This is a genomic window from Ideonella flava, assembly GCF_051857595.1.
In the GTDB taxonomy this organism is placed as follows: Bacteria; Pseudomonadota; Gammaproteobacteria; order Burkholderiales; family Burkholderiaceae_C; genus Ideonella.
Genome location: NZ_JBPZHD010000010.1, coordinates 145,009 through 167,052 on the forward strand (window position 1 = coordinate 145,009; position 22,044 = coordinate 167,052).

17 protein-coding genes and 1 tRNA gene are annotated in these 22,044 nt (G+C 70.7%); 9 read left to right on the forward strand and 9 right to left on the reverse strand.

The annotated features are described in order from the left end of the window. Positions 1–46 precede the first annotated feature (46 nt). Positions 47–4,303, forward strand: coding sequence for a translocation/assembly module TamB domain-containing protein (locus ACS5PM_RS22125; RefSeq protein WP_439389867.1), 4,257 nt, complete (start codon positions 47–49; stop codon positions 4,301–4,303). A 336-nt stretch (positions 4,304–4,639) separates the two neighbouring features. After that, on the forward strand, positions 4,640–5,194 hold the full coding sequence (locus ACS5PM_RS22130) for a hypothetical protein (RefSeq protein ID WP_439389868.1): 555 nt from the start codon (positions 4,640–4,642) through the stop codon (positions 5,192–5,194). Between the two features lie 214 nt (positions 5,195–5,408). Here the strand turns inward: ACS5PM_RS22130 and ACS5PM_RS22135 are convergent, their stop codons facing one another. The 3 genes from ACS5PM_RS22135 to ACS5PM_RS22145 all read right to left on the reverse strand — a co-directional run bounded on the left by ACS5PM_RS22135 (position 5,409) and on the right by ACS5PM_RS22145 (position 9,433). Continuing rightward, positions 5,409–6,776, reverse strand: a complete 1,368-nt coding sequence (locus tag ACS5PM_RS22135; protein ID WP_439389869.1) for an erythromycin esterase family protein — start codon at positions 6,774–6,776, stop codon at positions 5,409–5,411. Then, positions 6,773–7,462, reverse strand: a complete 690-nt coding sequence (locus ACS5PM_RS22140) for a phosphoribosyltransferase (RefSeq protein ID WP_439389870.1) — start codon at positions 7,460–7,462, stop codon at positions 6,773–6,775. Before ACS5PM_RS22140 ends, ACS5PM_RS22135 begins: the two co-directional genes overlap by 4 nt. A 63-nt stretch (positions 7,463–7,525) precedes the next feature. Then, complete coding sequence (locus ACS5PM_RS22145; RefSeq protein ID WP_439389871.1) at positions 7,526–9,433, reverse strand: alpha/beta hydrolase family protein; 1,908 nt, start codon at positions 9,431–9,433, stop codon at positions 7,526–7,528. 158 nt (positions 9,434–9,591) lie between these two features. Between ACS5PM_RS22145 and ACS5PM_RS22150 the strand changes: the two genes are divergently transcribed. Next, a tRNA-Arg gene (locus ACS5PM_RS22150) sits at positions 9,592–9,666 on the forward strand. On the opposite strand, the gene ACS5PM_RS22155 is transcribed toward ACS5PM_RS22150, so the two are convergent. Then, on the reverse strand, positions 9,626–10,228 hold the full coding sequence (locus ACS5PM_RS22155; RefSeq protein WP_439390062.1) for a GNAT family N-acetyltransferase: 603 nt from the start codon (positions 10,226–10,228) through the stop codon (positions 9,626–9,628). The genes ACS5PM_RS22150 and ACS5PM_RS22155 overlap by 41 nt on opposite strands. Between ACS5PM_RS22155 and ACS5PM_RS22160 the strand changes: the two genes are divergently transcribed. Then, positions 10,227–11,000 carry a response regulator gene (locus ACS5PM_RS22160; protein WP_439389872.1) on the forward strand — a complete coding sequence of 258 codons (774 nt, stop codon included), beginning with the start codon at positions 10,227–10,229 and terminating at the stop codon, positions 10,998–11,000. The two genes, ACS5PM_RS22155 and ACS5PM_RS22160, sit on opposite strands and share 2 nt — an antisense overlap. Positions 11,001–11,061: 61 nt before the next feature. After that, complete coding sequence (locus ACS5PM_RS22165) at positions 11,062–13,002, forward strand: hybrid sensor histidine kinase/response regulator (protein WP_439389873.1); 1,941 nt, start codon at positions 11,062–11,064, stop codon at positions 13,000–13,002. A 206-nt stretch (positions 13,003–13,208) separates the two neighbouring features. Here the strand turns inward: ACS5PM_RS22165 and ACS5PM_RS22170 are convergent, their stop codons facing one another. After that, positions 13,209–13,631, reverse strand: coding sequence for a globin family protein (locus ACS5PM_RS22170; RefSeq protein ID WP_439389874.1), 423 nt, complete (start codon positions 13,629–13,631; stop codon positions 13,209–13,211). Between the two features lie 92 nt (positions 13,632–13,723). Then, the gene (locus ACS5PM_RS22175) at positions 13,724–14,080 is read right to left on the reverse strand and encodes a translation initiation factor Sui1 (RefSeq protein WP_439389875.1); all 357 of its coding nucleotides are present in this window, start codon (positions 14,078–14,080) and stop codon (positions 13,724–13,726) included. Between the two features lie 64 nt (positions 14,081–14,144). Between ACS5PM_RS22175 and ACS5PM_RS22180 the strand changes: the two genes are divergently transcribed. The 3 genes from ACS5PM_RS22180 to ACS5PM_RS22190 are packed head-to-tail and all read left to right on the forward strand — an operon-like array spanning position 14,145 to position 16,205. Beyond that, positions 14,145–14,795, forward strand: a complete 651-nt coding sequence (locus ACS5PM_RS22180) for a DUF7146 domain-containing protein (RefSeq protein WP_439389876.1) — start codon at positions 14,145–14,147, stop codon at positions 14,793–14,795. Beyond that, positions 14,792–15,361: a 3'-5' exoribonuclease domain-containing protein gene (locus tag ACS5PM_RS22185; protein WP_439389877.1), complete on the forward strand. Its 570-nt coding sequence runs from the start codon at positions 14,792–14,794 to the stop codon at positions 15,359–15,361. Before ACS5PM_RS22180 ends, ACS5PM_RS22185 begins: the two co-directional genes overlap by 4 nt. Positions 15,362–15,395: 34 nt before the next feature. After that, positions 15,396–16,205, forward strand: coding sequence for a radical SAM protein (locus tag ACS5PM_RS22190; protein ID WP_439389878.1), 810 nt, complete (start codon positions 15,396–15,398; stop codon positions 16,203–16,205). A gap of 7 nt (positions 16,206–16,212) precedes the next feature. Here ACS5PM_RS22190 and ACS5PM_RS22195 read toward each other — a convergent pair whose 3' ends face one another. From ACS5PM_RS22195 to ACS5PM_RS22205, 3 genes are all read right to left on the reverse strand, one after another. Then, complete coding sequence (locus ACS5PM_RS22195; protein WP_439389879.1) at positions 16,213–17,322, reverse strand: patatin-like phospholipase family protein; 1,110 nt, start codon at positions 17,320–17,322, stop codon at positions 16,213–16,215. 141 nt (positions 17,323–17,463) lie between these two features. Further along, positions 17,464–19,158, reverse strand: a complete 1,695-nt coding sequence (locus ACS5PM_RS22200) for a hypothetical protein (protein ID WP_439389880.1) — start codon at positions 19,156–19,158, stop codon at positions 17,464–17,466. Positions 19,159–19,326: 168 nt separating this feature from the next. Beyond that, entirely contained in the window at positions 19,327–20,580 is a 1,254-nt protein-coding gene (locus tag ACS5PM_RS22205; RefSeq protein WP_439389881.1) for a cation:proton antiporter, read from the reverse strand. A gap of 102 nt (positions 20,581–20,682) precedes the next feature. Here ACS5PM_RS22205 and ACS5PM_RS22210 point away from each other — a divergent pair, with 102 nt between their 5' ends. Then, positions 20,683–22,017, forward strand: a complete 1,335-nt coding sequence (locus tag ACS5PM_RS22210; protein ID WP_439389882.1) for an NAD(P)/FAD-dependent oxidoreductase — start codon at positions 20,683–20,685, stop codon at positions 22,015–22,017. The last annotated feature ends 27 nt before the right edge of the window (positions 22,018–22,044 follow it).

Here is a 22,044-nt window from a genome sequence, read left to right on the forward strand (position 1 = left end):
GGCCGCCCCTGCCTCTGCCCGTCCACCTCGCCGTCCATGGCGGGCCGTGGGGCTGGCCGTCGGCGTGCTGGTGCTGCTGCTCGTGTCGGCCATCATCGGCGGCGGTGCCTGGCTGGGCCGAAGCGAAGGCGGCAGTGCCTGGTTGCTGGCCCAGGTCCCGGGGCTCAAGGTCGAGGGCCTGAAAGGCTCGCTGCTCGGCAACCGGCTCTCCGCCGACCGGCTGACCTACGCAACGGGGGGCAGCGCGCTGGAGCTGCGCGGCGTCCTGCTCGAAGGACTTCACGGCGACTGGACCACCCGCCCCATGCCGGGCGAGCCCTGGCTGCACATCGGGCTGGACACGCTGGGCGCCGCCGAGGCGCGCTGGCGTTCCGGGCCGCCCAGCGGTACGCCGGCCGCCGCGCCGGCCGATCTCCGCCTGCCGGTGTCGCTGTCGATCGGCCAGGCCCGCGTCGGGCGCCTGCAGGTGGACGACGGCCCCGTGCTGACCGCCTTGCAGGCCGATCAGCTCGCCCTCGGCGACGGCCGTGGCGCCCGCCATCGCGTGCAGTCCTTCAGCGTGCGCAGCGAGCGCTGGCAAGCCCAGGCTCGCGCCGAGATCGGTGCCGATGCCCCCATGACGCTCGGCCTGCACGCGCAGGTGCGCAGCGAGGGCGATGTCGGCCCGCCCTGGCAGGCCACCGTGCAGCTCGATGGCCCGCTCGCCCGGCTGCAGGCGCGCGCCCACCTGGCCGGCCGCGATGCCGGCGGTCCGGCGCTGGACGCAGATGCCACGCTGGCGCCGTTCGCGCCCTGGCCGCTGCCGGAGCTCAACCTGCGCACCCAGGCGCTGGACCTGTCGGCCCTGCAGGCCGGCGCGCCCCAGACGAAGCTGCGCGGCCAGGCGAGGATACGCACCAGCGGCCTGAAGGAGCCTGCCGAGGCCGAGGCCACCCTGACGAACGACGCGCCGGGCCGGTGGGACCAGGGTCGCCTGCCGCTGCGGCACCTGCAGATCTCCGCGCAAGGCGAGCCGCGGTCCCTGGGCGAGCTGACCCTGAAGGCCTTTTCGCTGGAGCTGGGTGGCGAGGCCCCCGGCGGCGAGCTCAGCGGCTCCGGCGCGCTGGCACCCGCGGCGGGCAGCGAGCCCGGCGAGAAGCTCAGCCTCAAGCTCGCCCTGGCCGGCCTGCGCCCGGCGGCCCTGGACAAGCGCCTGCCGGCCATGACGCTCGCCGGGCCGGTGGCACTGGAGCTCGACGGCCTGCCGGCCTGGGAGACCGCGCCGGCCGACAAGGCCTCGGCTCCCGTGGCCGCCGCCAGCGCCGCGTCGTCGACGGGCGCCAGTGTCATGGACCGCTGGCGTGCCCGGATCGACGCCAAGCTGGATGGCCGGCTTGACCCGCCCGCTCCGCCGCCTGCGCCAGCCGGCGCGAAGAAGAAGTCGACGGCGCCAGCGCCCCCGCCGCAGCCGGTCACGCTGCCGGCCGTCCAGCTGGCGCTGCAGGCCACGGTCGACGCCCGCGAAGCGATCCTGAGCCAGGCGCTCGCCCGCTCCGGCGACGCCAGCGCCCGTGTCAGCGGCCGCGTGGCCTTCGGTGCCGCCGAGCGACCCTGGTCCTGGCAGGCCAAGGGAGAGCTCAAGGACTTCGAGCCGCGGGTGTGGTGGCCCGGCGCGCCGGCCACCGGTCGGCGGGGCGCGAACCGCCTCAACGCCACCCTGGCCAGCGAAGGCCGCTGGCACGCGCCGGGCAGCGCCGCGCCGGCCTGGACCGGCCTCGACGGGCAGGTCGATGCGACCATCCAGCCCAGCCAGTGGGCCGGGCTCCCGCTGCAAGGCGAGCTGAACGCCAGGCGCGAGGCCGCCGGCACGGCGAGCCTGCAGGGCCGGGTGGAAATCGCGGGCAACCGCGTCAGCGGCACGGCGCAGGACGGCAGCGGCCGGGCGCGCGAGGTGACCCTGCGTGTCGAGGCACCAGCCCTCACGGCCCTGGCCCCGTGGCTGAGCGGCCTGGCCGAAGGCGATCCGCTCGCGTGGCTGCCCCGCGCCGGCACGCTGCAGGCCGACGCGAGCGCCCGCTGGGCCACGGCCGATGCGGCGCCGCAATGGCAGGGCCAGCTCCGCGCGTCCGCCTTGACCCACCCGGCCTGGCAGGCGCGCCGGCTTGAGGCCAGGGCCGAAGGCACCGGACTGGGCAGCACGCCTTTGCACGCCACGGTGTCGGGCGAGGGCCTGGGCTGGCAGGTCGCCACGGCGGACAAGCTGCAGGCTGAGCTGCAGGGCAGCCTCGCGGAGCACCGCTTCGACCTGTCCCTGCTGAGCCCGGCCCGTCCACCGGTGTGGGCTCAACAGGTGCTCGGCGCCCACTCGAACACCGGCACGCGCTTGCAGCTGGCAGCCACCGGCCGCTGGCAACCGGCGGTGGCCGGCGGCAGGCCGCTCGATGCCGGCCGCTGGCAGGGCCGCCTGCAGCAGATCCAGGGCAGTGCCGGCGACGGCTCGGGCCAGCCCTGGCTGGCCGGACAGGACCTCGCCCTCGGCGTCGCCTGGAACGACGACGGCCAGCTCGTCGAGGCGCAGGCCGACCCCGGCCGACTCGTGCTGCCGGGCACCGCGCTGCGGTGGAGCGAGGCGCGCTGGCACGCGGGCGCGGGCCCGGGGCAACTGGCCCTGAAGGCGCAGCTGGAGGCCTTCGAGATCGCCCCCCTGCTGGCCCGCGCACAGCCCGAACTCGGCTGGAAGGGCGACCTGGTGCTGGGCGCCGACATCAACGTCGTCGCCGGCGATCGCTTCGATGCGGACGTCGTCTTCCAGCGCCAGCGCGGCGATCTCAGCGTCGCCGACGAAGTGCGCGACACCACCACCGCGCACCGAGCCCTCGGGCTGACGGACCTGCGCCTCGCGCTCGCCGCACACGATGGCACCTGGCATTTCACGGCCGGACTGGCCGGCCGCCAGCTCGGCGAGATGGCCGGCGTGGCCAGCGTGCGAACGACCCCGCAGGCCCGCTGGCCCGGACCGGAAGCGCCGCTGGAGGGGACGTTCCAGCTCCACGTCGCGCAGCTCGGCGCCTGGGGCGCCTGGGTGCCGCCCGGCTGGCGGCTGGGCGGCGATCTGCAAAGCGCCGCCACGCTCGGCGGCCGCTGGGGCTCGCCAGAGTTCAGCGGGCGCCTCACCGGCCGCCAGCTGGAGGTCCGCAACGGCCTGCAAGGCGTGCAGCTCAACGACGGCATGGTGGACGTGAGCCTGCGCGGCGACCATGCTCAGATCGAGCGCTTTTCCTGGCGCGGCGGGGACGGCACCCTCACCGTCACGGGCGAAGCGTCGCTGGGCAGCGAACCGCAAGCCGAGCTGAAGCTGCAGGCCGACAAGCTGCGCGTGCTGGGACGCCTGGATCGACGCCTCATCGCCTCCGGCCAGGCGACGCTGGCGCTGAAGCCGCAGTCGGCCAACCTGAGCGGCCGCTTGCGAGTCGACGAAGGGCTGATCGACTTCAGCCGGGCCGGCGCGCCGACGCTGGACGAGGATGTGCGCGTGGTCGGCGCAGCGCCCGTGTCCACCACGGCGGAGCCCGCCAACGGCGCCGGCGCGACGCCCGGCGCGGAGCAGCGCGACCTGGCCACCAAGCTCGATATCGCGCTGGATCTAGGCCCCGCGCTGCGCATCAAGGGCCGCGGCATCGACACCTTCCTGCGCGGCACGCTGCAGATCACCAACCCCGGCAAGCAGCTCGCCGTGCGCGGCGACGTGCGGGCCGAACGCGGCACCTACCGGGCCTATGGCCAGAAGCTGGAGATCGAGCGGGGCCTGCTGTCCTTCGTCGGCCCGGTCGAGGACCCACGGCTGGACATCCTCGCCGTGCGGCCCAACCTCGACGTGCAGGTGGGCGTGGCGGTGAGCGGCAGCGCGCTGAACCCGCGCGTCAAGCTCTACAGCGACCAGGACATGAGCGACACCGACAAGCTAAGCTGGCTGATGCTGGGCCGCGCGTCCGATGGCCTGGGCCGCGCGGACACGGCCCTGCTGCAGCGCGCGGCGCTCGCGCTGCTGGCCGGCGAAGGCGAGTCGCCGACCGACACCTTCCTCTCGGCCATCGGGCTCTCGGATTTCGGCGTTCGGCAGACCGGCGAAGGCACCGAGCAGACCACCACCGTATCGCTGGGCAAGCAGCTCTCCCGCCGCTGGTACGTGGGCTACGAGCGCAGTATCAATGCCACCGCGGGAACCTGGCAGCTCATCTACCGCGTCGCACAACGTTTCACCGTGCGAGCCCAATCGGGCGAAGACAGCGCGCTGGACCTGATCTGGTCCTGGCGCTGGAACTAGGGATCTCGGGCGGCAGAAGCCGCTCGGGAACCCTGGTTCGATGAACGAACGTGGGCTCCCCCGGGCCCCCTCCGGGAAGGGCTCCAGCTGGATGGACTGCTCCCTCCAGCCTCCCTCCGTGAGGGAGGCTCCAGCTTGTCTAGACGAGCCGGCCTGGCGGCCGGCCCTGCTCGAGGCGAGCCGGACCGAAGCTCGTAGGGCTCGACCTACAGCACGGCGCGGCACTGGCCGCTGGCCGCCACGATCACTTCTGCCCACTATCGGGGCCAGCCTGTCGTGCGCGGCACTTCCCGCCGGCGGCCCATCAGCTGTGTTCATCGCATGAAGGAGAAAACCATGATGCGTACCCCCCTCGCCCATGCCCTGCTGGCCCTCGCGTTGGCTGCGGCCGGCGGTGCCGCCCAGGCCACCAACTACTCCAAGTCGGTGCTCAACGGCGCCCGCGACGACATCAAGGCCACCTACAAGATCGAGAAGGACGGCTGCAACAAGCTGGCCGGCAACGCCAAGGACGTCTGCGTCGAAGAAGCCAAGGGCCACGAGAAGATCGCGCTGGCCTGGCTGGACTACAACTACAGCGGCTCCACCTCGGACCAGGCCAAGCTGAACGAGGCCATCTACGAGGCCCGCTACGAGGTGGCGAAGGAACGCTGCGACGACCTGGCCGGCCAGCCGAAGGATGTCTGCCAGCGCGAAGCCACGACGGCGCGCGACAAGGCCAAGGCCGACGCCAAGGCCAACCAGAAGATCATGGAGGCGCAGGATGACGCCGCCGTCGCCAAGATGAAGGCCGACTACAAGCTGGCCGCCGAGCGCTGCGACACCCTGGCGGGCGAGCGCAAGGACGTCTGCGTGGCCTCGGCCAAGGCGCGGTATCACGAGAAGTGGTGAGATAGGGCCCCCACGGCCCCTGCCGGGGCCTGCCCCCCGACGGGGCTCGCGCAGCGGACCGGCAGAGCCGGAGAAGTTGTTGACCCCCACGGCCCCTCCGGGGCCTGCCCCCCAGGGGGGCTCGCGCGGCGGACCGGCAGAGCCGGATCCGCGCACGCCCTGGTAGGGAGCGGCGCTTCGCGCGCTCGGAAGGGGTTGCTGAACCGCACCGGGGTCAGAGGCCGGCGGGGTAGGTCTCGGGGACTTCGGAGCTCCACTCGGCATCGGGTTCGAGGGGCTCGACGGCGCGGGTCTGGTCGATGTGGATGAGGGCGTCGAATTGCTGGGCCAGGCGGGCGAAGTAGTAGTGGCTCTGGCGTTCGTTGTCCGGCCGGTAGATGACCCCGATGGCGCGCTGCAGGCGCGGCGTGCTCAGCAGCCCCGCTTGGCGCTGCGCCCCCTGGTCGCCATGGCCGCGCAGGGGCAGCATGAAACGTTGCAGCCCCACTTCGTGCATCAGGCCCTCGTAGCTGTCACGCCGCGAAGGCAGAACGAGCTTGCGCTCGGCCATGCCGTCCCATTCGCTGGCCGCCGTGACGCTCCCGGAGTGGGTGGACAGGCCCACCAGCACGGCATCGGCTCCATGCCGCTCCCGCACCAGCTGCCCGAGGTTCAGCTCGCCGTGCCGCCCCATCTCGGTGGCCCGCGCGTCGCCGAGGTGCGAGTTGTGCGCCCACAGCACGATCTTCGGCTTGTCCCCGCCCTGGCGCCCGAGGTGCTGCTCCAGCTCGTTGAGCGTCTCCATCATGTGGCGGTCGCGCAGGTTCCAGCTCGACACCTGGCCCAGGTACATGGAGCGGTAGTAGGCCTCGGCATTCATCACCAGACGAGCGTTCTGCTCGGCATCGAACAGCTCCTCGCTCCCGCGGCCTTCGCCTGCCTGGCGGGCAGCCCGGCGGCGCAGGTCGACGAGCATGCCGATCACCTCTCGTTCGCAGTCGCTCGTCGCGCCCAGACCCGTCATCAGGCCGCGGGTCTGGTTGTCGGTGTCGAACTGGTCGAAGCAGGCATAGCGCTCGCGGGCGCGCCGCGCGGCCGCCGGGTCCACGCCGTTCAGGTACTGCAGCACCGCGCTCATCGAGCCGTGCAGGCTGTACAGGTCGAGCCCGTAGAAGCCGGCGCGCTCGTCGACCGAACGGGTGTCGTTGAAATCGCGCAGCCAGTCGATGAACTCGGTGACCACGGTGTTGCGCCACATCCAGGTCGGGAACCGCTTGAAGCCGACCAGCGCGGCCTCGGCCGAGGCGTCGTCGCTCAACGCCCTCACGTAGCGGTTGACACGGTAGCTGTCGGGCCAGTCGCCCTCCACGGCCACGGCGCTGAAGCCCTTCTCGGCGATGAGCCGCTGCGTGATCAGGGCGCGCTCCCGGTAGAACTCGTGCGTGCCGTGAGACGCCTCGCCGATCAGCACGAAGCGCGCGTCGCCAATGAGCGCGAGCAGCGCATCGTGGTCGCGCTCGCCGCCGGACAGCGGATGCAACACCTGGCGCAGCGTGTCGACGGCCCGGCCGTCGAGTGCGGCAGTCGTGGGATGCATCCTCATCGCGTGTTTCCTCGTGGGTCGGCCTCGGCCTGGAACTGCCGCGCCTCGGCCAGCAGCGCACACACCTCGTCATCGTCGGTCTGGGTGAAATCCTCGTACCAGCGGCCGACCGATCGCAGCGGGTCCGGCATCGACGCGCAGACCACCTCGTCGGCCTCGCTGCGGAGCTGCTCGCACACCTCGCGCGAGGCCGTGGGCACCGCCACCACCAGGCGGGCGGGCTGCTGCACCTTCAGGGCCCTGACGGCCGCCATCATGGTCGCGCCGGTGGCCAGGCCGTCGTCCACCAGGATCACGCTGCGGTTCTTCACCTCGGGCGGCGGCAGGCCTGCGCGGTAGAGCTTCTCGCGCCGGTCCAGCTCGGCCTGCTCGGCGCGGAGTTCCGCCTCGATCGCGGCCTCGTCGATCCCGAGCATGTGGATGACGTTCTGGTTCAGTACCTTCACGCCGCCGCTGGCCAGGGCGCCCATGGCCAGTTCCTCGTGGCCAGGCACGCCCAGCTTGCGCACGAGGAAGACATCGAGCGGCGCCTGCAACACCCTGGCCACCTCATAGGCGACGGGCACGCCGCCCCGCGGCAACGCCAGCACGATCACATCCGGCCGCCGGGCGTAGCCGGTCAAGGATGGCGCCAGCATCCGCCCGGCATGGCGGCGGTCTCGGTAGACGACATCGATGGGGGACATGGCGACTCTCCCTGCAGCGCTCCACCGCTGCGGGGCAAACCGCATTCCGCCGGGATGATCCGGTCAGGGCTTGGTCGGCGAGTCGGCTGTCCTGGCGGCGACGGGCGGTGAATCCACGGCGGCCTGCGAGCCGGCTCCGATGTGCTTGTCGAGGAAGGCCAGCATGGCGTTGCTGAACTTGTACTGGCTGCGCAGGTAGTGGATGCCGTGGCCTTCGTTGTCGAGCATCACCCACTCGTACGGCTTGCCTTGCGCGTCCAGCGCCTTCATCAGCTTCTTCGCATGGGACATCGGCACCCGCGCGTCATCGTCGCCGTGGGCGATGAGCAGTGGCGCCCGGATGCGGTCGGCGTGCTTCAACGGCGAGACCTGTTCGAATTTCGCGCGGTCGCGCTGGCGATCCCCGACCGTGAAGCGCATCCACTCACGCGACGACTTGTCGGCATTGGAGTCCGACCAGTCCGTCAGCATGTACTCGATGTCCGACACGCCGGCCAGCGTCACGCCGCAGCGATACAGCTCGGGCGTCTTGGCCAGGCCCCAGACGGCCGCGTAGCCCCCGTAGCTGGCACCGTAGATGCAGATGCGGCGCGAGTCGGCCACGCCTTGCTTGACGAGGTGCTCGACGCCAGCCGTGATGTCGTCCTGCATGGCCAGGCCCCACTGGCCGTAGCCCGCTTGCTGGAAAGACTTGCCGAAACCGGCCGAGCCGCGGAACTGGGGCTGGAAGACCACATAGCCGCGCGAAGCCAGCAGTTGCACCTCGGGATCGAAGTCCCATTCGTCGCGCACGGCAGGCCCGCCATGGACCAGCACCACCATGGGTTTCGGACCGTCGCCCGCCGGACGCGTCAGATAGGCCGGGATCTGCAGCCCGTCCGGCGCGGCATAGGAGATGACCTCCATCGGACGCATTTGCGCCGGATCCAGGCGCGAGCGCGCCACCAGCAGAGGCCGCATGTTCATGGTGGGGACGTCGAGCAGGAACCAGCGCCCGGGGTCCACGTCACCGTACGAGAAGACCAGGACCAGTCCCTCCGGATTTCCCGAAAGCACGTTCACCCGCTGGGGCAGCGCCTGGTCCACGGCGGCCTGCAGTCCCGCCAGCTTGCCGTCGAACCAGTAGCGCAGGGGCTTCATGCCGTAGGTCACCACGCCACGGTACTCGTCGGCGTCCAGGTCGTCCACGATCCGGATGTCCTGCGTCGGGTGGCCGGCGAGCATCTCGCCCCGGACCCGCTTGATCGGGTCGTAGGTGAAGATGGCCCTGGTGTCGCGACCCTCGCTGGAGGAGATCACCAGCTCGTCGGAACGGGAGGAGGCGCGCAACGCGCTCCAGTGCTCGTCGGTGATGCCGACCTCCTCGAGCTGGCGCCACTGCTGCGTTCCGACCGGCAGGTACCACCAGGTCACGAGGGTCTTGTCTTCCCAGAACTTCGAGTTCGCCATGGCGGCGACCCGCAGTTGCCCCTGGTCGTCGAATGCCCAGTCCACCAGCCGCCCGGACCCGGGGGTCGACAGCGAGCGCTTCTTGCGCGTCTTCATGTCGACGATCGCCAGCGACTCGTGCTTGTCATCGTCGTAGACCACCATCAGCGGCGACTCCGCAGGGGAGCCCGGCGCCTTGCCGATGGAGCGCGTGCCCAGGTCGGCCACGCGCCGGCCGGTCAGGTCCACCGCCTCGGCCGAGAACGGGTAGTCGACGGCCAGCCATTCCGAGGTGATCCAGCGCACCCTGAACGGGTCCTTCTTGACCTTGTAGAACCCGTCCTGCACCCACTTCGACGTGATGATCGTGCGGCTGGTCAGCGTGTCGGTGTCTATCATGACCACCATGCCGCTGGCGCCTGTCGAGGCGATCGCGGCCACGTGCTTGCCATCCGGCGAGAGGGCCACGCTGCTCATGCCGACCGAGGTGTAGGCGTCTATGACCGACAGGGGCTCGGCCCCGCCCGCCCAAGCCGCCGGCATCACCAACCACGCGCAGCTCCACCCGACGACCCTGCGCCGCATCCATTCGCCCACGGTGCCCCTCCCGGCATCAAACCCAAAATTTTGTCATCGGCTCCGGCTCATCGGGAGGGTTCGCGGCGTCTGAGACCTTGCCGGCATGTGAAAATCCACGCCTCGCCGCCGTAGTTCAATGGATAGAACGGGGACCTCCTAAGTCTCAGATGCAGGTTCGATTCCTGCCGGGGGCGCCACCAGCGTCTTGGTGTAGACACGGAACACCGTGTCCCGCGTCCAGCCCAGCGACTCGTACAGCGCCTGCGCCGGCCGGTTGGATTCGGCGGTCTGCAGGTCCATGCGGGCCGCGCCGGCCTCGATGGCATGGCGCTCCGCCGCCAGCATCAGCGCCCTCGCGGCGCCCGAGCGACGAGCGTCAGGCCGCACGAACAGGTCATAAAGCACCAGGATGGGCTCGGCCAGCACCGAGCAGAAGCTCGGATAGAGCTGGCAGAAGCCGGCGATCGCGCCCGCCTCGTCCTGCGCCACCAGGATGACCGACTGCTTCTTCTGCATGCGCTCGGCGATGTAGGCCCGCGCACGGGCGGCATCCGGCGGCATCTCGTAGAACTGGCGGTAGGCGTCGAAGAGCGTGGCGACGGCGTCGAGGTCCGGCGGGCCGGCGTAGCGGGTGATCGGTTCGGTCATGGCTCCGAGGTCTCCTGATCGGGGCGGCGATGTTGCCTCAACGGGCATGACCACCGGCGTGCGTGTCGATAAACTCGGCGCGCCGCGATGCTGCGGCGGGGAGCCTGCCATGCCCGGTACCGAAAGCCCTGGCCAACCGACGCTGCTGGTCGTCGACGACGAGCCGGAGCTGCGATCCCTGCTGGCCGAGTACTTCGGCCGCCACGGGTTCACCGTGCACAGCGCGCCGGATGCGGCGGTGGCCCGCCAGGCCATCGCTGCCGAGCTGCCGGCGCTCGCCATCCTCGACATCAACATGCCCGGCGAGAACGGCCTGTCCCTGGCGCGCTGGTTGCGCGACGCGCACCCCGGCGTCGGCCTGGTGATGCTCACCACCGCCGGCGAATCGGTCGACCGCATCGTCGGGCTGGAACTCGGGGCCGACGACTACCTGCCCAAGCCTTTCGACCTGCGCGAGCTGCTGGCCCGGGTTCGTTCGGTGCTGCGCCGCATGCAATCGGCCGCCGGCCTGGCCCTGGCGCCCACGCCAGCCCCGGCCCCTGCCGCGCCGCCATCGCGCCGTGTCGCCTTCGGCAGCTGCCAGCTCGACCTCGACGAGCGCCGCCTGCTCGCCGCCGACAACACCGACATCGAGATCAGCGCCGCCGAGTTCGACCTGCTCGCTCTGTTCGCCCGCAACCCGAACCGCCCGCTCAACCGCGACCAGATCATGGAGCAGGCGCACCACCGCGGCTGGGACGTGTTCGACCGCTCGATCGACCTGCGTGTGATGCGCCTGCGCCGCAAGATCGAGCGCAACCCCGACAAGCCCGAGCTCATCAAGACCGTCCGCAACGTCGGCTACGTCTTCGTGCCCGCCGATCCCGGAAGCCGCCGTCCATGAGCCCCGCACCGCTCGCTGGTCGCCGCACGGCAGGCCCGGCTGCCGCTCGCACGGTGTCGCCATGACCGGCGGCCTGCCACCCGACCTGGCGGGCCTGCGTCCCCTGCTGGATCACATCCCGGGCCGCGTCATCGTCCTCGGGCCCGACCGCCGCTACCTCTACGTCAACCGCGAATTCCTCGACTTCTTCAACCTGCGGGAGGATGAGGCGGTGGGCCGCCACATGGCCGAGGTGATGGGCGAGGAGATCCACCGCACCTTCGAGCCGGTGGCCGAGAAGCTGTTCCACGGCGAGCCGCAGCGCTGGGAGGGATGGATCGATTACCCCACCCAGGGCCGCCACTACCTGCAGCAGCACCTGATGCCCTACGCGCCCGACGGCGGCGCCGTGCGCGCCGTGATCGCCTTCGGCCGCGACCTCACGGAACTGAAGCTGCACGAGCTGGAGCTGGCCACCCGGGTGCAGGAGCTGCAGGCGAGCGAAGCCCTGAAATCGGCCATCGTGGACCACGCCCTCGCGGCCCTCATTTCCACCGACGGCCAGGGCCGCATTGTGGAGTTCAACCCCTCGGCCGAAGCCATGTTCCAGCGCCGCCGCGCCGACGTGCTCGGCCAGCGCGTGAGCGAGGTGGTGATGCCGGAGCGCTTTCGCGTGCCGCATGAAGAGGGAATGGCACGCGTGCAGGCCGGCGGCGAGCCGCGGCTGCTGGGCCGGCGCGTGCAGCTGCACGCCCTGCGCGCCGACGGCAGCGAATTCCCGATCGAGATGGTGCTGTGGCGCACCGACGTCCACGGCGCCGTGCGCTACACCGCCTCGCTGATGGACATGACCGAGGTCCAGCAGGCCAACCGCGAGATCGAGCGCCAGCGCGAGGCCCTGCGCCAGAGCGAAAAGCTCACCGCCATGGGCAGCCTGCTCGCCGGCGTGGCGCACGAGCTGAACAACCCGCTGGCCATCGTGATGGGCCGGGCCAGCCTGCTCGAGGAGCGCTGCGAAGACCACCCTCAGCTGCGGGCCGACGCCCAGCGCATCCGCGAGGCCGCCGAGCGCTGCGGCCGCATCGTGCGCACCTTCCTCAACATGGCCCGCAGCCGGCCCAGCCAGCGTGCGCCCGTGAGCCTGAACGAGATGGTGCGCGCGGCGACAGACATGCTGCAGTACGGCTACCGCACGCACGGCATCGAGCTGGAGCTGGCGCTGGGCGGGGCGCTGCCGCCGGTCATCGCCGACACCGACGAGATCGGCCAGGTGGTGATGAACCTCCTGGTCAATGCCCAGCAGGCGCTGGCGGGTCGGGAGGGCCCGCGCCGGGTGCGCATCCAGTCGGGCCTGGAGCCGCGGCGGGAGACCCGCGAGCCGCGCGTCTGGCTGCGGGTGGAGGACAACGGATCCGGCGTGCCGGCCGACCTGCGCGCCCACGTCTTCGATGCCTACTTCACCACCAAGCCCGAGGGCATAGGCACCGGCCTCGGGCTGGCAGTGTCGCGCTCGCTGGCGCGCGCCCACGGAGGCGAACTGGTGCTGGAGGCCCACTCGACGCTCGGCGGGGCCTGCTTCCGGCTGAGCCTGCCGATCAGCGGCGAGGCGGCACCCGACACCGCGCCCGGCGAACTCCACGCCTCGCCGGGCACTTCGCCCCAGTCGCGGGTGCTGGTGGTGGATGACGAGCCGGAGCTCGCCGCGCTGATGCGCGAGATGCTGGAAGGCGCCGGCTACGAGGTGGCCACGGCGGAATCCGGCGCGGTCGCGCTGGAGATGCTGGAGCTCGCGCGCTTCGACGCCATCGTCTCCGACCTGCGCATGCCCGACATGGACGGCGCGGCCCTGTGGCGCGAAGTGTCCACGCGCCAGCCGCACCTGGCCCGCTCGATGCTGTTCGTCACCGGCGACACGCTCTCGCCGGACGCCCGCGGCTTCCTGCGCAGCGCGCACTGCGATTCGCTGGACAAGCCCTTCTCGCGCGCCGATCTGCTGGCCAAGGTCGCCGCGCTGTTCGGCTGACCTTGCGCCCTGAGGAAAGAGGCCCTCCGGGCCGATCACTGCCGGCCACCCGGCCGGCTCGTCCAGCATGCTGGAGCCGCCCTCGCGGAGGGAGGCTGGAGGGAGCTGTCCGACAAACTGGAACCCCCGCCTGGAGGGGGCCCGGGGGAGCCCAACATTCGGCCACAGGCCGGAGATGGGGGCGGCCCTTGCCGTCCCATCTCCGGCTAGATCGCGTCTGCGGTCTCCAGCGAGCCTTCCATCATCGTGCGGCTGACCACGCCATAGAGCGTGACCCAGGCCTCGCGAACCTCGGGCGTGAAGGCATCTCCGAGCCCCTGCTCCAGCGTCTCGATCAGGGCCGCACCGACGGTGGCGTAGTGGTGGTCACGCACGCCGTAGCCGACATGCCGCCCGCCCAGGTTGCGCAGCACCGGCACCAGCGCATCGGGCCGTTCGAGCAGGCCGACGGCCGCGCCGATCATGCTCATCAGGCGCTCGCCCTGCGCGACCATGTCGCCGCGGAACATGCCGCGCAGCGAGGGGTCGCTGTCGAACAGGTTGTCGTAGAACAGCGCCGCGGCCTGGCTGGCGATGGGCTGCACGAGCGCGAAGCTTTCGCGGACGAGTCGGACTTGCTGGGCGTTCATGGCGGTCTCCTGTGTGAGGCCGCCAGCTTCGGGCGCGGGCGTTTCAGCGGTGCTTCACCGGCAGGGGCGCCTTTGTTTCGTTTGTTGGGGCGCTATCCGCCAGCGCGTTTGACGGTGTGCCCATCGGCCTGTAGCAACGCCATCACCCGCTCGACATGGTCACCCTGCACCTCGACGATGCCGTCCTTGGCCGTCCCGCCACTGCCGCAGGCGCTGCGCAGCTTGCGGCCATAGGCGGACAGGGCCTCGGCATCGAGTACCAGCCCGCGCACCACCGTCACCGTCTTGCCGCCGCGCCCCTGCTTCTCGCGGCTGACCCGCACGACGCCGTCGCCGCGCGGCGCGGGCGTGGCGGCGCAGGTGCACTGGGCCACCGGTCGCCGGCAGCCGGGGCACATCTGCCCGCCTTCCGTGGAATAGACCAGGCCACCGGTGCCGCGTTGCTTCATGAGGCCGGATTGTCGCGTGAGTGCGCCTGATCGCCCGCCTCCCGTGGGTGCTACAAGCGCGTGCATGCACCGCCTCAACTGCGACCCCGTGTGCATGCCTCGCTCCGGCGAACGACCGGCCGAGCGCCTGGCGCGCGCGTTCCCGCTCGAAGGCACGCCGGGCCAGGCCTACGTCGAGCGGCGCGGCATCCCGCTCGCCATCGCTCACGCTGCCGGCCTGCGCTTCGATCCGGATTGGGATGGCCGCGCAGCCGTCCTCGTCGGCATGCGAGACGAGGCCGGAGCGCTGGTGGCGGTGCATGGCCGATACCTGACGACCCTGCGCGGCCAGGACAAGATGCTCACGGTCGGCCTCGGCGGAGGCGTCACGTGCGTCGGCGATGGCTGGCATGGCGAGCCGCTGATCCTCGTCGAAGGCCTCTTCGACGCCCTGGCGCTGGCCGCCTGCGGCCGCAGCGCGGTGGCCACCATAGGCCGGTGGGCGCCCTGGCTGCCCGGGGTATGCACCGGGCGCCTCGCGTGGATCGGCTTCGATGCCAACCGGCCCGGCGAGCGCGAAGCGGCGCTGTATGCGCAACGGCTTCCGCACGTGCGCCGCCTGTTGCCTCCCCCGCGCTGCAAGGACTGGAACACGGCGCTGGTCAAGCGAGGCCCGGCGGAGGTCTCCCGCTGGCTGCGCGACGGCCTGGCCTGCGCGGATACTGCCAACGCATGAACGACAAGACTCGAACCGAGATCTACGTCAGCACCGATGTCGAGGTCGATGGCCCCATCCCCGGCCCGCACTCGATGCTGAGCTTCGCGTCCGCCGCCTACCTGGCCGACAAGACGCTGGTGGCCACCTTCTCGGCCAACCTGGAGGCCCTGCCCGATGCTGCGGGCCACCCCGACACCATGGCCTGGTGGGCGAAGCATCCCGAGGCCTGGCAGGCCTCGCGCACCGACCAGCGCCCGCCGCAGGTGGCGATGACCGACTACGCCACATGGCTGGAGGCCCTGCCCGGCCTGCCCGTGTTCGTCGGCTATCCCGCCGCCTTCGACTTCATGTTCGTCTACTGGTACCTGATGCGCTTCGCCGGACGCAGCCCGTTCAGCTTCTCCGCCCTCGACGTGAAGACCATGGCCATGGTCATGCTGCGCCGCGACTATCGCCGCAGCACCAAGAGTGCGATGCCCAGGCGCTGGTTCGACGACCTGCCGCACAGCCACGTGGCGCTTGACGATGCCATAGAGCAGGGCGCACTCTTTTGCAACATGCTCGCGGAGAGCCGGCAGCGTTGACGCGGGCCACGCCGGGCCAGGGAGAGTCGCCGCCATGGACCTGCGTCTGCCTTCAACGGTGTGCTTTCGAGTGACGCGCTACTGCAATGCGCGTTGCGGGTTCTGCCTCGCGCCACCCGACGGCGCCCACCCGGCGGCCGACCTCCTGAAGCAGCGCCTGGACTGGCTCGCCGCCCAGGGCGTGCACACCATCCACTTCTGCGGCGGCGAACCGACCATCCACCCGGCCCTGCCGGAGTTGCTGGGCCACGCGCAGGCCCGTCACTGCGCCGTGCGCCTGACGACGAACGGCATCGTGCTGCCCGACCCGCTGCTGAGCGCCCTGCGCACGACGCAGGCCCAGGTCAAGCTGAGCCTGCACGGCGACCGGGCCCACCACGACACCATCGTCGGCCGACCCGCCTTCGACCTCGCCACCCGGCACCTGCGCGAGCTGCTGGCCGCCGGCGTATCGGCCCACGTGCAGACGACGGTCGTGGCCGGCGCCGAATGGGTGCTGGACTGGGTGGCGGACTATTGCCTGGCCCAGGGCGTGCGGCGCCTCAGCATCCTGCCCTTCATCCCCCGCGGCAGCGGCTACCGAACCCAAACTGAATACGGCCTGACCGCCGCGCAACGCATCCACCTGCGCGAGCGCGTGCGGCGCAAGCGGCATGCCCTGCAAGGCCGGCTCGACGTGCGTTGGCTCGACTTCGCGTCACAGCCGCTGCATGTGATCGAGGCCGATGGGCGCGTGGTGCTCGAGCGGGCCAGCGAAGCGATGGACACGGTGCTGGGGGTGATCCCCGGGAGCACGCTGGAGAGAAAGCGGGTCGCGGTGAGGGCCGTCGCGACCCCCGGCTGACGGCGCCTCAGCCGAAGCGCTCGTTCACATTGAGCGTCGAACGGCGGCCGATGTCCGCGGCATCACCCGACAGCCAGGCCACCGCACGTTCGCGGCCCTGCTCGCGCAAGCGCTCCAGGAAGGGACCGTAGGCCAGCAGCTTGGTATCCGTGCGCTGCAGGCTCGGCAGATCGTTCGAATCGATCATGTGGAACCGCATCTGCCTCAGGCGCCTTTCGAGTCGGCCTCGCGTCAGGAAGCTCGGCCGCGCGAAGGCCGTGGCCTGGGCGAACATGCGCATCTCCCGCATGAAGTGGGCGCTGAAGGCCAGCTCGGCGATGCGGGCCTCGATTTCTTCCAGGGTTCGCGGCGTGCCTTCGCGCTTGAGCGGACTCAGCAGCACCAGCAGCACATCGCGTGCATCGCAGTGGTAGAACAACGGAAACACGGCCGGGTTGGCCGAGTAGCCGCCGTCCCAATAGGGCTCGCCGTCGATCTGAACGGCATGGTGGATCCTGGGCAGGCAGGCCGATGCCAGCAGGACTTCGACCGACAGCTCGTTCTCCCGGAACACCCGCAGCTTGCCGCTGCCGGCGTGGGTGGCGCCGATGAACAGCTTGAACGGACTCGCGGCACGCAGGCGATCGAAATCGACCGTTCGCTCGAGCAGGGCGCGCAAGGGATTGAGGTCGAACGGGTTGATCTGGGAGGGCGAGAAATACCCGGCCCAGCTCGCCAGCAGCTTGCTGGCGGGTGCCAGGTCGATGGCGTCGCTTTCGCCTTGCGTGACCATCCCCGCAGGCAGCTGTCGCCCCACCTCCGTCCAGAAATCGCCCAGGCCTCGCCGCGCGCCTTCTCGTCCGCCCTTCAGCCAGCCGTCGGCCAGGACCACGGCATTCATCGCGCCGGCGCTGCTGCCGCTCAACCCCTCGAACTGCAGGCGCGGGTCCTCGAGCAACGCATCGAGCACCCCCCAGGTGAACGCGCCATGCGCCCCACCGCCTTGCAGGGCCAGGTTGAGTCGCGACGGCCGGCTGCGCAGGCCCTCCCACCATCTCGAGAGGACCCCGGGGCTGGGGACGAGGCTGGCTGCCGGGCCGAGGCCCTGGCGCGGGATGGAAGCCGTGCTGTCGTTCAATCAATCTCCCTCGCAGCAGGTCGAAGGACCCACGATAGCCGGCGAGTATGGGGTTTTCCCTTATGTCTATCGGTGGCAAGTCATTGCAAGAAGCAAGGTGATACGCCCCACGCCGGGGGCGACATCCGGGCCCGGACCGCTTCAGGGGCGCGGCGCCGACTTTGAAGGCTTGGGCGCCGAAGCCGGCTCGCTCACCGGGGCGGGCGGCATCGTCATGCCAGGCCGGGGCGAAGGGCCGCGCTTGTCGAGCCATTCGAGGGCGCGCTCGCGCTCGGCCTGGTTCACCGGCAGCCGGCCTTCCGGCACTGCCGGTGCGGCTGGCGACGGCGCGGCCCCTCGGCTGCGCGTGGTCGCCCTGGTGCGCTCTTCGGCTGCGGGCTTCGGAGCGGGCGGGGCGGCGGCCATCCGAGGCGGTGCGGTCTGTCTTGCAGGCTCTATGGCCGCCGGCGGTGCGGTCGGTGGCTCGGACCTGGCCGTGGTCTGTGCAGTGGCTGCGTCCAATTCAGCGGGCCCGGTAGGCGGACGGGTGGTCACGACGGGTGAAGGTGGAGGTGATGGCGGCAGCGCCGGCGCCGATGCGGCCCTCGGAGCAGGCAACAGGGCCGCCGTGCTCGACGCCTCCGCTGGCGCCCTCAGTGCCGCATCCGCGCGTTGCTCCGTGGACGGCCGCGGCTGCATCGCCCACCACCAGGTGCCGAGCAGCGGCACCCCGATGGCCGCCACCGTGATCCAGCCTTGCGTCCAGGCCGCTCGTCGAGCGGCGGGCTGGCGCCCTGCGGCGAAATGGGCCTCCGCAGCCATCTCCGGTTCGGGGAACGGCATGCCGGAGCTGGCTGGCAAGGCGACGCGCGTGAGCGGCGTGGCCAGGTCCGATGCCGGTGATGCGCCGTCGCCCGCGAGCACCCAGCCCCGCTTCAGCGAAGCCGACACCTCGGCGTCGGCCAGCGCCTGTTTCGTCAACGCGATCAGGGCCTGGTGAGGCCTTTGCGCCGGCTCGTTCGCATCGTGGGCCTCCAGCAATCGGCGGATCAGGGCGCGCGCCTGCTCCAGATGCCACAGGGTCCAGCTGCCCTGCGGTGACGCCTCCGAGCCCGGCAGGTAGCGCCGCAGCATCGCCGCGAGGCTGAAGATGTCGCAACGCCAGTCCAGCTGCCGGGTCGCCGTCAGGTCGCCTTTGCGGCCGGCCTCGAGCGCGTTGAAAAGGCGTGGCGATTGGTAGTCGTATTCGGTCTGTCCTGCCAGCGGCAGCGGCTGGTCCAGGCCTTCGTCCAGGATCAGCGAGAAGGCAAAGTCGATGAAGGCCAGCTCCTCGAAGCGGGGCTTCAACACCGCGCCGGGCACGGCCGGGTCGAAGCCCTCCGGGTCCAGCGGAATGCAGATGTTGTCGGCCTTCAGGTCCAGGTGGACCATACCCGCCTCGTGAAGCGTGTCCAGTGCCATCAGGCAGTGGCGCGCCAGCGCCCACCAGTGGGCGCAATCCTCGAACACATGCCGATATCGCGTGCCATCCCGCTGCACGGGCAGCAAGGTCGCCCAGTGGTCCACCGTCACGCCGGCGTCGTAGGTCCTCAGCAGCTCCAGCCGGCCATACGCGCCGTGATCGAAAGGCTCGACCAGCGCCATGGGCGCGACGCCGAGGCCGGCCAGGCGCGTCAGGATGTGGGCCTCGCGTTCGGTCCAGTGGCGCAGGTCGCCCGCCTGGGTGACGAGGAAGCGCTTGCTGTAGCGCCGCCTTTCACCCGGTTGCGACTCCTCACGAAAAACCTCCACATGTTGGCCCGTGGCCATGCGCAGGCGCCCTCGGCCGAAGACGAGGTCGATGTCGGGGCGGTTCATCAAAGCTTCCTTGATCGCTTGGCACGGGCCGTGCGTCAGTCGCTGCCGGCATTTCGTGCAGCGTGCCGGGACACCGGCCCATCTTGCCGCAGCCGCCTGCCGGCCCCATGCGGCTCTCGGGTATTGCGGCAAGCGGCGGGCCGGGCGGAGCTTGACCCGGCCGGCTCCCTAGGCGTTGACGCGGGCGTCGCGGTCGGGCTCGAGCTGTGCGCGGCCGGCGCAAAGATTGATCAACGGGCCGGTCATGGCCGTCGTCACGAGCGCCATGAGCAACAGCAAGGTGAAGAGTTCAGGCCCGATCAGGCCGGCGTCCAGCCCGACCTTCATGACGATCAACTCCATCAGGCCGCGCGCGTTCATCAGGGTCCCCGTGGCGAGGCTGTCGCGCCAGCCATAGCCGGCGATGCGCGCGCCCACGGCGCCACCGGCGATCTTGCCGACCACGGCGACCCCCAGGATCAGGGCCATGGCGCCGAAGCCTGTGCCGGAGAACGCGCCGGGCGTCGTCCCCAGGCCGGCCAGCGCGAAGAACAGCGGCATCAGCACGACGATCGACAGCGGCTCTATGCGTTTGGCCAGTGAATCCAGAAGGCGGTCGTCGCGGGGCAGGCAGGCGCCGAACAGGAACGCCCCGAACACGGCGTGCAGGTGCAGCCACTCGGTCAGCATGGCGCAGCCGAGCAGGCCGATCATGAGCGCGGCCAGCACCGTCGTAGAAGCCTCGCCGGCCGGCGCATACCGGCGCAGGAGCCAGGCATAGCCGGGCTTGAGCACGAGGAACACGAAGACACACAGCGCCGCCGCTCCGCCGGTCGTTCTCAGCAATCCGGCGTAGCCTTCACCCGCGCCAGCGAGCGCCACCACCAGCGCCAGCAGCACCCAGGCGAACACATCGACGACGGCCGCAGCGCTGAGCGACAGCTGGCCGAAGGAAGTGCGCGACAGGCCCCTGTCCTTCAGGATGCGCGCCATCACCGGGAAGGCGGTGATCGACAGCGCCACCGCCAGGAAAAGCGCGAAGGGCCAGAACGCCACGCCCTTCGGAGCCAGCGTGGGATGGAGCACGGGCGCGATGGCCAGTCCGAGCACCATCGGCACCGCCGTGCTGATGAGGCCCACCCAGCCGGCGGCCTTCAACTGCGCCTTCATGCCGTGCTGAGCACGCAGCTCCAGCCCGATCACGAACATGAAGAGCACCAGGCCCAGCGTCGACAAGGCGGAAAGCCCCGGCAGCGATGCCTTGGAGAACAGCTGCGCGTGCAGCTCGGGCCACAGGGCGCCCGCGACCACCGGGCCCAGCAGCAGGCCCGCCGCCATTTCGCCGACGACGCCGGGCTGGCCCACGTGGCGCAGCAGCCAGCCGCAGGCCCGCGCGGTGACGAGGATGGTGATGAGCTGCATCAGCAGCACGGTGGTGGACATGGGTGTGGTTCCGGCAGGCGCGGCGCGCGCGGGCGGTCCGGGCAGGCGATGGGAGGGCCGCCTCGGACCGGAAGGCGAGAGCCCATGTTAAATAATGCCGCGATGCAAAAACAGGAATGTGACGTGCTGGTGATCGGCGGCGGCCCGGCCGGATCGACGATCGCCGCACTGCTGGCCCGCCAGGGTCGCCGCGTCGTGCTGCTCGAGAAGGACCACCACCCGCGCTTCCACATCGGCGAATCGCTCCTGCCCGGCAACGTGGAACTGTTCGAACGCCTGGGGGTGCGGGAGCAGGTCGAGAAGATCGGCATGCCGAAGTTCGGCATCGAGTTCGTGCCGCCCGATCACGATGAACGCAGCTACGTGGATTTCAGCGAGGGCTGGGACCCGTCCAAGGATTCCGCGTGGCAGGTGCGCCGGTCCGAGCTCGACGAGCTGCTGTTCAGGAACGCGGCCAAGACCGGTGCCCTGGCAATAGAAGGCGCCAAGGTCCGGCAGGTGAGTTTCGACGACACCGGAGCCTCGGTGCAGGCCACTCTTGAAGACGGCACGAAGTCGGATTGGCGTGCGCGCTTCGTCGTCGACGCGAGCGGACGCGACACGGTGCTGGCGACCAAGTTCAAGGCCAAGAAGAAGAACCCGGACCACAACAGCACCGCCCTGTTCGGCCACTTCCGCAACGCGCGGCGCCTGCCCGGCAAGCGCGAGGGCAACATCAGCATCTGCTGGTTCGAGCACGGCTGGTTCTGGTTCATCCCGCTCGCCGACGGCACCACCAGCGTCGGCGCGGTGTGCTGGGCCTACTACCTCAAGGCCCGCGACAAGCCGCTCAAGGACTACTTCTTCGACACCATCGCCCTGTGCCCCGAGTTGCACGACAGGCTGAAGGAAGCGACGCTCGTCGACGACGCGGTGCATGCCACCGGCAATTTCTCCTACGCCAGCACGCATGCGACGGGCGATCGCTACCTGCTGGTCGGCGATGCCTTCACGTTCATCGACCCGATGTTCTCGTCGGGCGTCTTCCTGGCGATGCAGAGCGCCTTCGACGGCGCCGAGCTCGTGGCCACCGCGCTCGACCGTCCCGAACAGCTGCCGGCCGCGCGGCGTGCTGTCGAGAAGCGCATGCGTGCCGGCCCTCGGGACTATTCGTGGTTCATCTACCGCGTGACGAACCCGACCATCCGCGACATGTTCATGCACCCGAAGAACACGTTCAAGGTCAAGCAGGGGCTGATGTCCTTGCTGGCCGCGGACCTCCGCCACGGCTTGCCCTACCGCCTGTCGCTGCTGATGTTCAAGGTGGTGTATTACGTGGTATCGCTGAAGAACTGGCGCCGGACCTACGAGGGCTGGAAGCGCCACCGCTTCAACCTCCGCGACATGGGACTGCTCAAGGGCGAGACCATCATCAGGGCGGACGCCGAGACGAACTGAGCCGCGCGGCGGGCCGGCCAATCGTCA

What these genes read in the sequence shown, in the direction of transcription:
- ACS5PM_RS22205 (WP_439389881.1), bottom strand. Translation starts at nt 20,580, where the DNA reads ATGTCCACCACCGTGCTGCTGATGCAGCTCATCACCATCCTCGTCACC.
- ACS5PM_RS22200 (WP_439389880.1), bottom strand. Translation starts at nt 19,158, where the DNA reads ATGAACCGCCCCGACATCGACCTCGTCTTCGGCCGAGGGCGCCTGCGC.
- ACS5PM_RS22165 (WP_439389873.1), top strand. Translation starts at nt 11,062, where the DNA reads ATGACCGGCGGCCTGCCACCCGACCTGGCGGGCCTGCGTCCCCTGCTG.
- ACS5PM_RS22160 (WP_439389872.1), top strand. Translation starts at nt 10,227, where the DNA reads ATGCCCGGTACCGAAAGCCCTGGCCAACCGACGCTGCTGGTCGTCGAC.
- ACS5PM_RS22130 (WP_439389868.1), top strand. Translation starts at nt 4,640, where the DNA reads ATGATGCGTACCCCCCTCGCCCATGCCCTGCTGGCCCTCGCGTTGGCT.
- ACS5PM_RS22180 (WP_439389876.1), top strand. Translation starts at nt 14,145, where the DNA reads ATGCACCGCCTCAACTGCGACCCCGTGTGCATGCCTCGCTCCGGCGAA.
- ACS5PM_RS22185 (WP_439389877.1), top strand. Translation starts at nt 14,792, where the DNA reads ATGAACGACAAGACTCGAACCGAGATCTACGTCAGCACCGATGTCGAG.
- ACS5PM_RS22210 (WP_439389882.1), top strand. Translation starts at nt 20,683, where the DNA reads ATGCAAAAACAGGAATGTGACGTGCTGGTGATCGGCGGCGGCCCGGCC.
- ACS5PM_RS22170 (WP_439389874.1), bottom strand. Translation starts at nt 13,631, where the DNA reads ATGAACGCCCAGCAAGTCCGACTCGTCCGCGAAAGCTTCGCGCTCGTG.
- ACS5PM_RS22145 (WP_439389871.1), bottom strand. Translation starts at nt 9,433, where the DNA reads ATGCCGGCGGCTTGGGCGGGCGGGGCCGAGCCCCTGTCGGTCATAGAC.
- ACS5PM_RS22135 (WP_439389869.1), bottom strand. Translation starts at nt 6,776, where the DNA reads ATGAGGATGCATCCCACGACTGCCGCACTCGACGGCCGGGCCGTCGAC.
- ACS5PM_RS22190 (WP_439389878.1), top strand. Translation starts at nt 15,396, where the DNA reads ATGGACCTGCGTCTGCCTTCAACGGTGTGCTTTCGAGTGACGCGCTAC.
- ACS5PM_RS22175 (WP_439389875.1), bottom strand. Translation starts at nt 14,080, where the DNA reads ATGAAGCAACGCGGCACCGGTGGCCTGGTCTATTCCACGGAAGGCGGG.
- ACS5PM_RS22140 (WP_439389870.1), bottom strand. Translation starts at nt 7,462, where the DNA reads ATGTCCCCCATCGATGTCGTCTACCGAGACCGCCGCCATGCCGGGCGG.
- ACS5PM_RS22155 (WP_439390062.1), bottom strand. Translation starts at nt 10,228, where the DNA reads ATGGCAGGCTCCCCGCCGCAGCATCGCGGCGCGCCGAGTTTATCGACA.